Annotated in this window: 17 protein-coding genes; 10 read left to right on the forward strand and 7 right to left on the reverse strand. The window is 73.3% G+C overall.

Annotated features, from left to right (window positions below):
* Positions 1–74: 74 nt before the first annotated feature.
* The 9 genes from VI078_11335 to VI078_11375 all read left to right on the forward strand — a co-directional run bounded on the left by VI078_11335 (position 75) and on the right by VI078_11375 (position 8,281).
* The gene (locus VI078_11335) at positions 75–1,370 is read left to right on the forward strand and encodes a pitrilysin family protein (protein HEY5999874.1); all 1,296 of its coding nucleotides are present in this window, start codon (positions 75–77) and stop codon (positions 1,368–1,370) included.
* Positions 1,367–1,825: a dUTP diphosphatase gene (gene dut / locus VI078_11340; protein HEY5999875.1), complete on the forward strand. Its 459-nt coding sequence runs from the start codon at positions 1,367–1,369 to the stop codon at positions 1,823–1,825. The genes VI078_11335 and dut overlap by 4 nt, the downstream gene beginning before the upstream one ends.
* Before the next feature lie 90 nt (positions 1,826–1,915).
* Complete coding sequence (locus VI078_11345; protein HEY5999876.1) at positions 1,916–2,569, forward strand: TlpA disulfide reductase family protein; 654 nt, start codon at positions 1,916–1,918, stop codon at positions 2,567–2,569.
* 40 nt (positions 2,570–2,609) lie between these two features.
* The gene (locus VI078_11350; GenBank protein HEY5999877.1) at positions 2,610–3,404 is read left to right on the forward strand and encodes an MBL fold metallo-hydrolase; all 795 of its coding nucleotides are present in this window, start codon (positions 2,610–2,612) and stop codon (positions 3,402–3,404) included.
* 597 nt (positions 3,405–4,001) lie between these two features.
* Positions 4,002–5,330, forward strand: coding sequence for an adenylosuccinate lyase (purB, locus tag VI078_11355; protein HEY5999878.1), 1,329 nt, complete (start codon positions 4,002–4,004; stop codon positions 5,328–5,330).
* Between the two features lie 21 nt (positions 5,331–5,351).
* Positions 5,352–5,993: a PilZ domain-containing protein gene (locus tag VI078_11360; GenBank protein ID HEY5999879.1), complete on the forward strand. Its 642-nt coding sequence runs from the start codon at positions 5,352–5,354 to the stop codon at positions 5,991–5,993.
* Between the two features lie 90 nt (positions 5,994–6,083).
* Positions 6,084–6,362, forward strand: a complete 279-nt coding sequence (locus tag VI078_11365; protein ID HEY5999880.1) for a hypothetical protein — start codon at positions 6,084–6,086, stop codon at positions 6,360–6,362.
* Between the two features lie 21 nt (positions 6,363–6,383).
* Positions 6,384–7,103 carry a TIGR00730 family Rossman fold protein gene (locus tag VI078_11370; protein HEY5999881.1) on the forward strand — a complete coding sequence of 240 codons (720 nt, stop codon included), beginning with the start codon at positions 6,384–6,386 and terminating at the stop codon, positions 7,101–7,103.
* 200 nt (positions 7,104–7,303) lie between these two features.
* Complete coding sequence (locus tag VI078_11375) at positions 7,304–8,281, forward strand: serine hydrolase (GenBank protein ID HEY5999882.1); 978 nt, start codon at positions 7,304–7,306, stop codon at positions 8,279–8,281.
* A 45-nt stretch (positions 8,282–8,326) separates the two neighbouring features.
* Here the strand turns inward: VI078_11375 and VI078_11380 are convergent, their stop codons facing one another.
* The 7 genes from VI078_11380 to VI078_11410 are packed head-to-tail and all read right to left on the reverse strand — an operon-like array spanning position 8,327 to position 13,167.
* Positions 8,327–9,520, reverse strand: coding sequence for a pyridoxal phosphate-dependent aminotransferase (locus VI078_11380; protein HEY5999883.1), 1,194 nt, complete (start codon positions 9,518–9,520; stop codon positions 8,327–8,329).
* Positions 9,517–10,050 (reverse strand): pantetheine-phosphate adenylyltransferase, encoded by a 534-nt coding sequence (coaD, locus tag VI078_11385; protein HEY5999884.1) that lies wholly within the window; start codon positions 10,048–10,050, stop codon positions 9,517–9,519. The genes VI078_11380 and coaD overlap by 4 nt, the downstream gene beginning before the upstream one ends.
* Complete coding sequence (rsmD, locus tag VI078_11390; protein HEY5999885.1) at positions 10,047–10,613, reverse strand: 16S rRNA (guanine(966)-N(2))-methyltransferase RsmD; 567 nt, start codon at positions 10,611–10,613, stop codon at positions 10,047–10,049. The genes coaD and rsmD overlap by 4 nt, the downstream gene beginning before the upstream one ends.
* A gap of 43 nt (positions 10,614–10,656) precedes the next feature.
* The gene (locus VI078_11395) at positions 10,657–11,580 is read right to left on the reverse strand and encodes a class I SAM-dependent methyltransferase (protein HEY5999886.1); all 924 of its coding nucleotides are present in this window, start codon (positions 11,578–11,580) and stop codon (positions 10,657–10,659) included.
* Entirely contained in the window at positions 11,577–12,593 is a 1,017-nt protein-coding gene (locus VI078_11400; GenBank protein ID HEY5999887.1) for a TldD/PmbA family protein, read from the reverse strand. Before VI078_11400 ends, VI078_11395 begins: the two co-directional genes overlap by 4 nt.
* Positions 12,548–12,922 (reverse strand): DNA gyrase modulator, encoded by a 375-nt coding sequence (locus tag VI078_11405; protein HEY5999888.1) that lies wholly within the window; start codon positions 12,920–12,922, stop codon positions 12,548–12,550. Before VI078_11405 ends, VI078_11400 begins: the two co-directional genes overlap by 46 nt.
* Positions 12,919–13,167, reverse strand: a complete 249-nt coding sequence (locus tag VI078_11410) for a DUF4911 domain-containing protein (GenBank protein HEY5999889.1) — start codon at positions 13,165–13,167, stop codon at positions 12,919–12,921. Before VI078_11410 ends, VI078_11405 begins: the two co-directional genes overlap by 4 nt.
* Before the next feature lie 88 nt (positions 13,168–13,255).
* Here VI078_11410 and crcB point away from each other — a divergent pair, with 88 nt between their 5' ends.
* Positions 13,256–13,639, forward strand: coding sequence for a fluoride efflux transporter CrcB (gene crcB / locus VI078_11415; GenBank protein ID HEY5999890.1), 384 nt, complete (start codon positions 13,256–13,258; stop codon positions 13,637–13,639).
* Positions 13,640–13,723 lie beyond the last annotated feature (84 nt).

Genomic DNA, 13,723 nt, shown 5'->3' on the forward strand with positions numbered 1-13,723 from the left:
GCGGCCCGCGCAACCACGGCGGCCACCACGAGCGCCGCGGCGGGGACGCGGGGCGCGGCCCCGCGGGCGCCTAGGTGGCGGGGACGGGGGCCCGCGGGTTCACCGCGGGCCCGCAGATCTTCGGCCGCACGCTGCTGGAAAGCGGCGCGCGCATCGTCACCGAGGAACTCCCGGGACGGCCCACCGTCTCGCTCGGCGTCTGGGTCGGCAGCGGCTCGCGCGCGGAGGCGCCCGGGCTCGAGGGCGGGGCGCACTTCATCGAGCACCTGCTCTTCAAGGGCACGAAGAAGCGCACCGCGGCCGCTCTCGCGAAGGAGATCGACGCCATCGGCGGCCACCTCGACGCCTTCACGAGCCGCGAGTACACGGCCTACTACCTCAACCTCCTCGTCGACCACGTCGAGCGGGGGATGGACATCCTCGCCGACATCCTCCTGCACTCGACCTTCCCGGCCGCCGAGGTCGAGCGGGAGCGCCGGGTCATCCTCGAGGAGATCCGCAGCGCCGACGACAACCCCGAGGACTGCGTCTACGAGCTGCTCGTGCAGGGCATGTGGCGCGGCAACGCCCTCGGGCGGCCGATCCTGGGGGGGCACGCCTCGGTCGGCGCGGTGACCCGGGCGCGCCTGCTCGAGTTCTTCGCCGGCCACTACCGCTCCGCCAACCTCGTGTTCGCCGGGGCCGGAGGGCTTGGCCACGCCCAGCTCGAGCGCCTCTGGCGCCGGCACTTCCCCTTCCCGAAGCGCTCGCACCGCCCGCCGCGGCAGACGGCGCCCCGGGTCCGGCCCGGCTTCTACGGCCGCCCGCGCGAGCTGGAGCAGGCCTACCTCGTCTGCGGCTGCGGCGGCCTCGAGCAGGACCACCCCGACCGCTACGCGCTCTACGTGCTCAACACGATCGTCGGCGGCAGCATGAGCTCCCGGCTCTTCCAGGAGGTGCGCGAGAAGCGCGGTCTCGCCTACTCGGTCTTCTCCTCGCACACCGCCTACCGCGACACCGGACTGTTCTCGATCAGCGTCGGCACGCGGCCGGACCAGGCGGCGCAGGTGGTGCGCATCGTCCGCCGGGAGCTCGCGCGCATCGCCGAGCGCGCCCCGGGGGCCAAGGAGGTGGCGCGCGCGCGCGATCACCTCAAGGGCAACCTCGTCCTTGGCCTCGAGTCGGGGGGGCACCGGATGATGAAGCTCGCCAAGCAGGAGATCTACTTCGGGCGCCAGTTCACGATCGCGGACACGCTCCGCCGCATCGACGCGGTGGAGCCGAAGCAGCTGCGGGAACTCGCCGCGCGTCTCTTCGAGCCTGCGCGCTGCGCCTGGTCGGCGGTCGGCCCGGCCGCGAGCGTGGAGAAGGCGGCGCGGGAGGTGGCGTGAGCGGCGCGGGCCCGGTCCGCGTCCTCGTGGCCGTGCAGCCCGAGGGCCGGGGGCTCGACCTGCCGCGCTACCAGAGCGAGCACGCCGCCGGGATGGACCTGCTCGCCGCGCTCGAGGCCGACCTGACGCTCGCGCCGGGCGAGCGGGCGCTGGTCTCCACCGGCATCGCGCTGGCGATCCCCGACGGCTACGAGGGCCAGGTGCGCCCCCGCAGCGGCCTGGCGGTCCGCGACGGGCTCACGCTGCTCAACGCGCCCGGGACGATCGACGCCGACTACCGCGGCACGGTGCGGCTGGTCGTCGTGAACCACGGCGCGGTGCCGGTCACGCTCCGCCGGGGCGAGCGGCTCGCGCAACTGGTGCTCGCCCGGGTGGAGCGCGCCGCGCTCGAGGCCGTGCCCGAGCTGCCGCCCACCGGGCGCGGGGGCGGGGGCTTCGGCTCGACGGGCCGCTGATCAGGATCCGCACGTACGCGCGGGTTGCTTTCGCGCCCCCGGTTGGCCTATGCTCGCGCCGATGCGCACCCCGAAACCCGGAGGCCGCCGATGAGAGCCCCTGCCGTGACCACGCTGCTGCTTCTCGCCTCCCTCGCGCTGCCCCCGGGGGAAGCCCCGGCGGCGGACGGCACCCTGAGCGCCGGCGCGTACATCGCCTCGTCGGGCCAGCTGCGGACCGGCGCCCCGGTCCCCGGCTTCCACGCGCGCGACATCTACGGCACGGTGGTCTGCTTCGAGGACCTCGTGCGCTCCGGGCGCAAGCCGCTCATCGCGTTCTGGTCCATGTACTGCCAGGCCTGTGTCCAGAAGTTCGACGCGATGATCGCCGTCCAGAAGAAGTACGGCGACCAGGGCGTGACGGTGATCTCGGTGAACACGGACGGCGAGTACAGGCGCGGCGAGCAGACAATCCGCGACTTCATCGCCGACTACGAGCGCCAGCACGACGTCAAGATCAACTTCCCCGTCCTCTACGACGAGCGCAACTGGCTGCCGCAGGCGATGGGCATCGAGTTCCTGCCGACGATCATCACGGTGGACCCGCAGTCGCGGGTGCTGGAGTACTATCAGAAGTTCACCGAGGTCGACGAGGCGGAGATCATCCGCGGCATCGGCGGGCTGGCCGAGCGCATGCTGGCGTCGTACGCCGAGGCGGGCCCCGCGGCCCGGCCCGCGACGCTCAACTGCCCCCAGAAGCACTGAGGGCGGCAGCGGGCGGCAGCCCCGTCTCGCGCCCCGGGCCGTGAAGATCCACGTCCTCGCCAGCGGCAGCAAGGGCAACTGCGCCCTGATCGAGGCCCGCGGCGTCCGGCTGCTGGTCGACGCGGGCCTGAGCGGCGCCGAGATCGAGCGGCGGCTCGCGGCGCTCGGCGTCGACGCCGGGGACCTCGCGGCGGTCCTCATCACCCACGAGCACGCGGACCACGTGCGCGGGGCCGGCATCCTCGCGCGCCGCCACCGCCTCCCCGTGTACCTGACGCGCGGGACGCACGCGGCCGAGCGGCGCCACCTCGGCGAGCTGCCGTTCGTCGAGCACGTCGAGCCGGGCCGCGAGTTCGAGATCCGCAGCGTCGGCGTGCGCCCCTTCTCCACGCCGCACACGCGCCAGGGCGGCGGCTTCGCGGACCCGGTGGCCTACTGCTTCTTCGCCGGCGGGGCGAAGGCCGGCTACGCAACCGACCTCGGGCACCCCACGGGCCTGATGGCGCAGCACCTGGCCGGGTGCCGGCTGCTCGTGCTGGAGTTCAACCACGACCCCGGGATGCTCGCGGACGGCCCCTACCCGTGGCCGGTCAAGCAGTGGATCCGCGGCCAGGGCGGGCATCTCTCGAACGAGCAGGCGGCGCGGCTGCTCGAGCGGGTGCTGCACGAGGGGCTCGAGGGGCTGGTGCTCGCGCATCTCTCGGAGACGAACAACACGCCGGAGCTGGCGCACGCCGCCGCCCGCGAGGCGCTCGTGCGCTGCCGGCTCCACGAGCGGGTCGAGCTGCGCATAGCCTGCCCGGACGCGACGGTGACGATCGCGCTGCGGCGCTGACGGGCCGGGCGCGGGCCGCTCGATCCTAGCGCTCCCTGCGCCGTGCCCAGGCCGGGCCCCGTCCCGGGGGCGCCTGTTCACTTCCGTCTCGCCCTGAGCCCCTCAGTCCGCGCGAGCCTTCACCGGCCGCTCGACTGTCAATGCGCCGGCCACACTCGGCCGCCACAGCAAGCGGCCGGCGCATTATGACCGTTCACAGGCGCCCCCGGGCCGGAGCCCTGAGACAAGGCTCGGACGGTCACGAGCGGGGACGGGGCGCTGTCGGGCGCGCGCATTGTGGAGCGCGAGGGAACCGCAGCGGCCGGACCGGAGCGGCCCCGTCAGGGGCGAAACCTGTTGTCTGAGCCCCGAAGGGGCGAGTTACAGGTTTCGAGTGGAGGGCCGGACAGGCTGCGGTCGAGCGCGCAACTCGGCGCACGCCCGACAGCGCCCCGTCCCCGCGGGCACGCGCACAAGTGGCGAGACGGAAGTGGACAGGCGCCCCCGGGCTGTGGCCGGCTTTGACCCGCAGGGGATGAGCCCCACCCGGGCATCTGGCAATCCGGCCCGAATCCCGCTAGAGTACGCACACCGCATTCCTGCAAGGAGGACTGAAGCATGATTCCACGCTACAGCCGGCCCCGGATGGCTGCCGTCTGGGAGACCGGGAACCGCTACGCCGCCTGGCTCGAGGTCGAGCTGGCCGCCGCCGAGGCGATGGCCCGCCGCGGCTGGATCCCGAAGAAGGTCCCGGTCGTCTGCCGCCGCAAGGCTCGCATCGACGTCGCGCGCATCCTCGAGATCGAGAAGAAGGTCAAGCACGACGTCATCGCCTTCCTCACCGGCGTCGGCGAGACCGTCGGCCCGGAGGCGCGCTTCCTGCACTACGGCCTGACCTCCTACGACGTTGTCGACACCGCGCTCGGCATGCTGCTGGCGCAGTCGTGCGACCTGCTGCTCGAGGGCGTCGACGCGCTGCTCGCGGCGCTCAAGCGGCAGGCGAGGCGCTACAAGAACACCGCGATGGCGGGCCGCACGCACGGCATGCACGCCGAGCCGATCACCTTCGGCCTCAAGCTGCTCGGCTGGTACGAGGAGACGCGGCGCAACCGCGAGCGCCTCGCGCGGGCACGGGAGAGCGTCGCGGTCGGCAAGATCTCCGGTGCCGTGGGCACCTACGCCCACCTCGACCCGGCGATCGAGCGCGAGGTCTGCCGCAAGCTCGGCCTGACGCCGGACCCGATCTCCACCCAGGTCGTCCAGCGCGACCGGCACGCCGACTACTTGCTGGCGCTGGCGCAGCTGGCGACCTCGCTCGAGAAGTTCGCGCTCGAGATCCGCCACCTGCAGCGCACCGAGGTCGGGGAGGTCGAGGAGCCGTTCACCGCGGGGCAGAAGGGCTCCTCGGCGATGCCGCACAAGAAGAACCCGATCATCTCCGAGCAAATCTGCGGCCTGGCGCGCGTGATGCGCGGCTATGCGCTCGCCACGCTCGAGAACAACCCGCTCTGGCACGAGCGCGACATCTCCAACTCCTCCGTCGAGCGCATCGTCCTGCCGGACGCCTCGATCCTCATGGACTACCTCCTCGACCGGATGACCTACCTGGTGGCGGACTTCGTCGTGCACCCCGACGCCATGCGCCGCAACCTCGGGCTCACCGGGGGGCGGATGCATTCCGAGACCGTGATGCTCGCGTTGACGCGCACCGGCCTGCGCCGCGAGCAGGCCTACGAGATCGTGCAGCGCTGCGCCATGGAGGGCATGCGCTCCGGAAGGCCGCTGCGCGAGCTGCTCTGCGCCGACACGGAGGTTGCCCGCCGCCTCGCCCCGGACGAACTCGACGCGGCTTTCAACCCGAAGCACGCGTTGCGCTGGACGGACGCCATCTTCCGCCGGGTCCTGTCCCCGCCCCGCGGTCGCCACCGCCGGCAGGGCCGCGGGTAGGCCCTCGTTGCAGGGACGGTCGTGAAGCGCATCCTGCTCATCGAGGACGGCCGCCCCTTCTGGCCGCGCATCCGCGACCTGCTGCGCAAGGTCAACGCCGTCGTCGAGGAGCTGGGCCCGGGGGAGACCTTCGCCGAAAGGGGCGGAACGGCGCCGGACCTGCTGATCGTCGGCGACGCCGGACGGGCGGCGGGACGCACCGGCCGCTGGCGCGGTCCGCTGCTGGTGCTGGAGAAGGGACGCGACCCCGACGACGTCACGCCGCGCGACGGGGCGGCGCAGCAGGTGACCGCCTCGAGCAGCGTGGGCGAGCGGACGTTCCTCGCGCTGACCTCGCGGCTCCTCGGGGTCTCGGAGCGGCGGCTCTTCCGGGCCGTGATCGGGGTCAAGCGCGCGCGGCAGGCGCACGTGCACATGGGCGCCTCGCGCGAGTTCAGCCTCACCGGGCTGTCGTTCACGGCGCCGGCGGAGCTCGCGGTCGGCGAGCGGATCGTGGTCTCGTTCTACGTCCCGGGCGCCGGCCAGCGCGTCGCCCTCGAGGCCGAGGTGGCGCGCGCCTTCCCGGACCCGGAGGACGGCTCGACCTGCTACGGCGCGCGCTTCGCCGGGCTCTCGCCGGCCGAGGAGGACGTGCTCCGGCGCTTCGTCTGGGCCGAGCGCTAGGGCGGCCGCCGGCTTTGACTCCCGTCGCCCGCCGCGTCTAGAATCCGGGGACACCGGCGCGTAGGTGGCGCGCAAGGAGCGGAGGCGACGATGGTCAAGAAGCACGCGCAGAAGTCGTACGACAAACTCCCGAAGGACACCCCCGCCTTCTTCTGCGCCAACTGCGGCGCGGTCTCGCTCGACCCGGAGCGGATCTGCAAGGTGCAGGGGCGGGGAACAAAGCGCGACTGGTGCGGCATCCCGGACCACAACCCGCCGCGCCACTGCCAGAACCGGGTGAACAACCTGCGGTGGGTCTGCGGCAAGTGCAACAAGGTGTCGGTGAACCCGGAGCTGCTCTGCGAGCCGCGGGAGATGCCGAAGCCCTGAAGGGGCGGAGGTGCGGGCGCGATGACCGAGAAGTGGGGCCGGCGCAAGGGCGACCGCTTCCTGCCGCCGCCGGCCGGGAGCGGCGGCCCCTTCCTGCAGGACGACTTCACCCACGGCGACACCTGGCGGCTCTTTCGCATCATGGCGGAGTTCGTCGAGGGTTTCGAGGCGCTCGCCGAGTGCAACCCGGCGGTGTCGATCTTCGGCTCCGCGCGCGTCACGCCCGAGGACGAGGACTACCGCAAGGCGGAGGCCATCGCGCGGCAGCTCGCCCGCGAGGGGTTCGCGGTGATCACCGGCGGCGGGCCGGGCGTGATGGAGGCGGCGAACAAGGGCGCGGCCGAGGCCGGCGGGCGCTCGGTGGGCCTGAACATCGAGCTGCCGATGGAGCAGTCGCCGAACACCTTCTCGAACGTCCGGGTGAGCTTCCGCTACTTCTTCGTGCGCAAGATGATGTTCGTGAAGTACGCCTCCGGCTTCGTGATCCTCCCCGGGGGGTTCGGCACGCTGGACGAGCTCTTCGAGGCGATCACGCTCATCCAGACCGAGAAGATCCGTCCGTTCCCCGTCGTGCTCGTCGGGCGCGATTACTGGAGCGGGCTCATGGCCTGGATCAGCGGCGTGATGATGCAGGACCAGAAGATCTCCGAGAAGGACCTGGCCATCCTCAAGGTGGTCGACACCGCGGACGAGGCGGTCACGGTCATCAACGAGTTCTACTCGGAGGGTGTCCCGCGCTAGACGCACATCCGCGCGTGCGCGCGGATCAGACGAGCAGACGTGTCATCGCGCCTTTCTTCGCGTGGTCGGATCGTGGACCGCGGTGGGGTTGCGTCGGCCCCGCGATTTCGTATACTTTGCCCCCGAGAGCTATGCATCTGCTTTCAGTATCGTCCGGTGCCGATGCGCCGGCGCGGCGGAGGACGCTGCGTCCGGCGGCGTTGGCGTCACTGGTCGCCGCGGGCCTCGCGCTCGCCGGCTTGGCGTTCCCGGCGTCGACCAGCACCGCCGGCAAGCCGCTGACGGTCGCCGCGCTTCCCCCCGCCCCGCCCCGTTGGGACGAGCTCGAGGGGTTCCTCGCCGGAGTGCGGGGGGGCTTCCGGGGTGCGATCTCCTACTACGTCGAGGACCTGCAGACCGGCCGTGCGATCGCCTGGAACGAGCACCAGCCCCTGCCCGCGGGGAGCATCATCAAGCTGCCGATCGCCGTCACGGTGTTCGAGCAGGGCCTTGCCGGAAAGGTCCGTCTCGATGACGAGGTGGTGCTCAAGGCGACGGACAAGGCCGCGGGCAGCGGGGTGCTCAAGCGCGCCCGCGCCGGCACGCGGCTGACCGTCGGCGGCCTGGTCGAGCTGATGATCCAGCGCAGCGACAACACCGCGACCAACATGCTCACCGACCTGCTCGGGCTCGACGAGATCAACGCCTCCTGCCGCCGGCAGGGCCTGTCGTCGACCTGCATGCCGCGCTACATCATGGACCTCGAGGCGCGCGACAACCGGATCGAGAACCTCACGACCGCGGCCGACATGGCGCGGCTGCTCAAGGGGCTCTACGGCGGCCGGGTGCTCGACGAGGTCTCCAGCGCGCGGCTCATCGAGATCCTCAAGGGGCAGCAGGTGCGCGACCGGCTGCCGCGCTACCTGCCCAAGGGCGTGGTCATCGCCCACAAGACGGGGCTGATGAAGGACGCCTGCCACGACGTCGGCATCATCTACGGGCGCAACCACGCCTACGTGGTCGCGGTGCTCACCTCGGAGTTCTCCTCCTTCGGGCAGGCCAAGCAGGCCATCGGCCAGATCGGCCGCGCCGTGTACCAGTACGACGGCGGCGAGAAGCTGACGAAGCCGCCGGCGCCGCGCGGCCGCAGGAAGCCGCCGGTGAAGGCGCGCTTCGGCCGCTCCCAGCACGGCGGCTGAGGGCGCCCCGCCGCGCCCCGCGCGCCGCCGCGCGGGGCCCCGCTGCTAGCAGAGCCTGGCGAGCGCGGCCCCGACCCGCTCGATCCCCGCGGCGATCCGCTCGCGCGAGAGCGCGAACGAGAAGCGCAGGTGCGCGTCCGAGCCGAACGCGGCGCCCGGGACGATGGCGACCTTCGCCTCCGAGAGCAGGTAGTCCGAAAGGGCCACGGAGCCGTCGATCGCCCGCCCGTCCGCGCGCCGGCCGAAGTACCCCGAGAAGTTGGCGAAGGCGTAGAAGGCGCCCTGCGGCTCGGGGAGCGTGACGCCGGGGATGGCGCGCAGCAGCCGCGCGATGAGCTCCTTGCGCGCGGAGAACTCGGCCACCCACTCGCGGAGCGTCTCCTTCGGGCCGCGCAGCGCCGCGACCGCACCCTTCTGCGCAAACGACGTCGCGTTGCTCGTGCTGTGGTCCTGCACGGTCGTCATCGCCGCGATCACGTCCTTCTCGCCGGCCGCGTACCCGAGGCGCCAGCCCGTCATCGAGTAGGACTTGGAGAAGCCGTTGACCACGAGGGTGCGCTTCTTGATCTCCGGCCCGAGCGCGGCGATCGAGACGTGGCGGAAGCCGTCGTAGGTCAGCGGCTCGTAGATCTCGTCCGAGACCACGAAGAGGTCGCGCTCGAGCGCGAGCGCCGCGAGCGCCTCCAGCTCGGCGCGCGCCAGGCCGCACCCGGTCGGGTTGGACGGCGAGTTGACGATGAGCGCCTTCGTGCGCGGCGTGATCAGCGCCCGCACCGCTTCGGCGCGCAGGCGGAAGCCGTCCTGCTCGCTCGAGGGCACGAAGACCGGCGTGCCGCCGGCGAGGCGCACCATCTCGGGGTACGAGACCCAGAACGGCGAGGGGACGAGCACCTCGTCGCCCGGGTCGAGCGAGGCCTGGAAGAAGTTGAACAGCGAGTGCTTCGCGCCGCAGGAGACGAGCACCTGGGCCGGGGCGTACTCGAGGCCGTTGTCCTCGCGCAGCTTGCGGCAGATCTCCTCGCGCAGCTCCGGGATGCCGGCGGTCGGCGTGTACTTCGTGAAGCCCGCCTCCAGCGCCTGGATCGCCGCCTGCTTGATCGGCTGCGGGGTGTCGAAGTCCGGCTCGCCGGCGCCGAAGCCGACGATGTCCACGCCCTGGGCCTTGAGCGCGTTGGCCTTGGCGGTCAGCGCGAGGGTGGCCGAGGGGACGATGGCCGAGAGGCGGCTCGTGAGCTTCATGGCGCGGCTCCTTTCCTGGTCTGTTTCGCGGGCGCGTGGGCCGGGGCCGACGGCCCGTAGCGCTGCCGCAGCCGGCGCTCGACGCCCGGGGGGACGAGGTCGGCGACGGGCCCGCCGTAGCTGGCGATCTCCTTGACGAGGCTCGAGCTGAGGTAGATGTAGCGCAGGCTCGGGGCGAGGAAGATCGTCTCGACCTCCGGGCGCATCTTGCGGTTGGTGAGCGCGATCTGCAGCTCGTACTCGAAGTCCGACACCGCGCGCAGACCGCGCAGGATCGTGCGGCAGTCGTGCCGGGTCGCGAAGTCGATCAGCAGTTCGTCGAAGAGCAGGATCTCGACGCGCTCGACCTCCGCGAGCGCCTCGCGCGCCATCGCCAGGCGCTCGCGCGCGCTGAAGATCGGGCTCTTGCCCGGGTTGCGCGCGATGGCGACCACGAGGCGGTCGAAGCGGACGGCGCCGCGGCGGACGAGGTCGATGTGGCCGTTGGTGATCGGGTCGAAGGTCCCGGGGTAGATCGCCGCGTGCGTCATGCGCCGTCCTCCTCGCGTTCGAGGGTCGTGAGCACCGTGTCGCCGAAGCGCCGCTCGTCCGCCAGCCGCCACCCCGGGGCGGCCGGGAGCGCCGCGCCGCGCCGGTGCTGGACGTAGAGGCGGCACCGGGGCGGGATGATAGCACGCAGCCCGGGGGCGCGCACGCAGGCCGCGGCCGTCTCCGTGTCGTAGGGCGGGTCGAGGAAGGCGAGATCGAAGCGCTCGCCGCGGCGCGCCAGCTCGTCGGGAGCGAGCGCCGCATCACGGCGCAGCAGCGTGGCGCGCTCGAGCGCCCCGAGCGTCTCGAGGTTGCGGCGGATCACGGCGAGCGACGCGGGGTGGATCTCGACGAAGGTCGCGTGCGCCGCGCCGCGGCTGAGCGCCTCGATGCCGACGGCGCCGCTGCCGGCGGCCAGGTCCAGGAAGCGGGCGCCGGTTATCGCCGGCCCGACGATGTTGAAGAGCGCCTCGCGCAGCATCGCCGGGCTCGGCCGCACCGCGCGGCCGGGGACGGTGCGGAGGGCGCGCCCGCGCCACTGCCCGGCCGTGATGCGCAGGCTCATGCCGGACCGCGCTCCGGCGTGCCGGGCGCACCGGAGCGGCCGCTCACCGCCCGCCGGCCAGCCGGTCCAGCAGCGCGCGCAGCGGCGCGCTCCAGCGCCAGATCCGCGAGCTCGTGACATTCTCGAGGTGCGCCGCCGCGGGCTCGAGCCGGCAGACCTCGCGCCGCAGTGCGCCGGCCGTCTCCTCGAGCTCCCGGACGCGCTGGCGCTCCTCGTCGGTGCGCGCGGGAAACGAGGCCGAGAGCACCTCGGCCGCGGTGCGCAGCGCCTCGCGCGCCAGCGGCGAGCCGTGCCAGAGGGAGAGCAACGCGCGCACCTCGTCGGGCTGCTCGGCGCCGACGAAGAGCACGCCGAGGCCGCTGGAGTGGTGGAACTCGATCGACGGCCAGCGCCCGCGCAGCTCGGCCCAGAGCTGGTGGACGCCGAAGTTGCGCTCGTGCACGGCGATGTCGTGGAAGAGGCAGATGCCGTGCGGCGAGAGCGCGGAGTGCCAGCGGTTGAAGTCGTTGGCCACCGCCTCGAGCGTGTGATAGCCGTCGATGTGCAGCAGGTCCACGCTGCCGTCGGCCACGTCCGTGCGAGCCGTGTCGAAGTCGGCGCGGACCAGGCGCGCGAACGGCCACTCGCGGGCGGCCAGTGCGCACAGGCCCTCGTAGACCGCCTCGCTGTCGCGCTTGCCCAGGTGGGGGTCGCCGAGCCAGGTGTCGACGCCGATGACCTCGGCGGCGACGTCGTGGCGCACGCAGGCGTCGCAGAAGGCGATGAAGCTGCCGCCGACGTGCACGCCCAGCTCCACGATGCGCGCGGGGCGCGCGAGGGCCACGAGCGCGTTGGCGAACCCGAGGTGGCCGTTCCACGCGCTGGCGACGACGCGCCGCGGCGGCTGGTCCATCCAGAAGAGGACCCGGCGCAGCAGCGCCCGGTCGACTGCGGCGGCCGACGGGGCCGGCGGCGCCAGCGCGCTCATGCGCCCGCGCCGGCCCTGCCGCCGACCGTCAGCTCGGGGATGCGCAGCGTCGGCTGGGCGTCGGAGACCGGCACCCCCTGGCCGTCCTTGCCGCAGGTCCCGAGGGCGAAGCCGAGGTCCGTGCCGACGCGGTCGATCGCCAGCAGCACCGCCGGGCCGTTGCCGACGAGCGTCGCGCCGCGGACCGGGTGCGCGATCTCGCCGCCTTCGATCCGGTAGCCCTCGGTCACCTCGAAGACGAAGTCCCCGTTGACCGTGTTGACCTGCCCGCCGCCCATCTTCTTGACCAGCAGGCCGCTCCCGACGTCGGCGAGGATCCGCGCCGGGTCGTCCGCGCCGGGGAGGATCATCGTGTTCGACATGCGCGGGATCGGGCGCTGATGGTACGACTGCCGCCGGCCGTGGCCGTTGCTTGCGCGCCGGTCCTTCGCCGCGGTCAGCCGGTCGTAGAGGAAGGCGCGCAGCACGCCGCGGTCCACCAGCAGCGTGCGCGCGGCGGGGACGCCCTCGTCGTCCACCGCGTAGCTGCCGCGGGCGCCCGGGTACGTCGGATCGTCCACCACGGAGACCAGCGGGCTGGCGATGCGCTCGCCAAGCTTGCCGGTGTACACGGAGAAGCCCTCCTGCGCGAGGTCGGCCTCGAGTCCGTGACCGACCGCCTCGTGGATCATCGTGCCGCCGGCCTCGGCGGCGAGGACCACCGGCATGCGGCCGCCCGGCGCCGGCCGCGCCCCGAGCATCTGCAGCGCCCGACGAGCGGCGGCCAGCGCGATGCGCTCGAGCGTGTCGGCGGGGAAGGCGCCCAGCGCGGCGGCGCCGCCCGCCGTCTCGTAGCCGGTCTGGATCGTCGTGCCGTCGGCGGCGACCACCTGCGCCATCCAGATCGCGGCCACGCGCCGGTCGTGCGCCTCCTCGCCGAGCGAGTTGGCGATGCGCACCTGCTGGCGGCGCTCGCGGCCCACGAGGATCACCTGGCGGATCGCCGGGTCGAGCGCGCGCACGAGACGGTCCACGCGCCGGACCTCGGCCGCGATCTGCGCGGGAACGGGAGCCGCGGCGGCGCGGCGCGCCGGCCCCGCGCCTTCCCGCGGGCCGCGAGCACCGGCGCCAGCTCCGCGGCCAGCGCCCGCGCGGCGGCGGGCCCGCGCCGCTGCGAGCAGGCGTAGTACGTCTGCTCCCCGGTCAGCACGCGCAGGCCCTGGCCGGCCTCGTCGGCGGCAAGGACCTTCTCGACCCGGCCGTCCTCCAGGTGCACGAGCAGCGACGAGGCGCGCTCGTCGAACAGCTCGGCGAAGTCGGCCCCGCGCCGCACGAGGCCGGCGAGCACGCGGCCGGTCGTCACGGCGCCTCCCCGACGGGGGCGGTCGCGAGCCCCTCGCGCGCCAGGGCGGCGCGCAGCCGCTCGAACTCGGCCTCGGCGCCCGGCGAGACGAAGACCTCGACGACGCCGGCCGCCGCGTCCAGGGTGCGCAGCATGGCGAGGTCGTCGTAGCCTTCGATGAGGGCGTGCAGGTCGACGATCCGGCCCGGCTCGAGGCGGAGCACGACGCGCGTGGCGTCGGCGGGCACGGCCGCGGCGGTGCTCATGGCGATTGCCTCCCGATGGGTGCTGCCGTCAATCGTAGGGTGGCGGCGGGTTGAAGTCAACGCGACGGCGAAGGTAGACTCCCCGCGCATGGTCAAGCTGCTGCTCGTCGGCACCGGGGGCTTTCTCGGCTCCGTGCTGCGCTACGTGGCCGGCGGGGCCGTCCAGGCGGCGACGCGCTACGGGCACTTCCCCTGGGGCACGCTCGCCGTCAACGCCGCCGGCTGCCTGCTCATCGGCCTGCTCGGCGGCGCCGCCGAGACGCGCCACGTCCTGACGCAGGAGCAGCGGCTGTTCCTGATCACCGGGTTCCTCGGCGGGTTCACGACCTTCTCGGCGTACGGGTTCGAGACGTACTTCCTCATCCGGGTCGGCGAGCCGTGGCTGGCCGCTGCCAACGCGCTCGGGCAGGTCGCGCTCGGGCTCGCCGCCGTCTGGGCCGGCCACGCGCTGGCGGGCCTGCTGCCGCGCTAGGGACGTGGACGCGGCCGGGCTGTCGCGGGTCCTGCACGCCGTCGCCCTCGGCGCGTACGCCGTCGCCTTCGCCGGCGCGCTGCT

Source organism: bacterium (assembly GCA_036524115.1).
Classification (GTDB): Bacteria; JAUVQV01; JAUVQV01; order JAUVQV01; family DATDCY01; genus DATDCY01.

Coding starts and splice junctions, on each gene's coding strand:
- purB (HEY5999878.1), top strand. CDS start 4,002: ATGATTCCACGCTACAGCCGGCCCCGGATGGCTGCCGTCTGGGAGACC.
- VI078_11410 (HEY5999889.1), bottom strand. CDS start 13,167: ATGAGCACCGCCGCGGCCGTGCCCGCCGACGCCACGCGCGTCGTGCTC.
- VI078_11370 (HEY5999881.1), top strand. CDS start 6,384: ATGACCGAGAAGTGGGGCCGGCGCAAGGGCGACCGCTTCCTGCCGCCG.
- crcB (HEY5999890.1), top strand. CDS start 13,256: ATGGTCAAGCTGCTGCTCGTCGGCACCGGGGGCTTTCTCGGCTCCGTG.
- VI078_11345 (HEY5999876.1), top strand. CDS start 1,916: ATGAGAGCCCCTGCCGTGACCACGCTGCTGCTTCTCGCCTCCCTCGCG.
- coaD (HEY5999884.1), bottom strand. CDS start 10,050: ATGACGCACGCGGCGATCTACCCCGGGACCTTCGACCCGATCACCAAC.
- VI078_11395 (HEY5999886.1), bottom strand. CDS start 11,580: ATGAGCGCGCTGGCGCCGCCGGCCCCGTCGGCCGCCGCAGTCGACCGG.
- VI078_11380 (HEY5999883.1), bottom strand. CDS start 9,520: ATGAAGCTCACGAGCCGCCTCTCGGCCATCGTCCCCTCGGCCACCCTC.
- rsmD (HEY5999885.1), bottom strand. CDS start 10,613: ATGAGCCTGCGCATCACGGCCGGGCAGTGGCGCGGGCGCGCCCTCCGC.
- VI078_11365 (HEY5999880.1), top strand. CDS start 6,084: ATGGTCAAGAAGCACGCGCAGAAGTCGTACGACAAACTCCCGAAGGAC.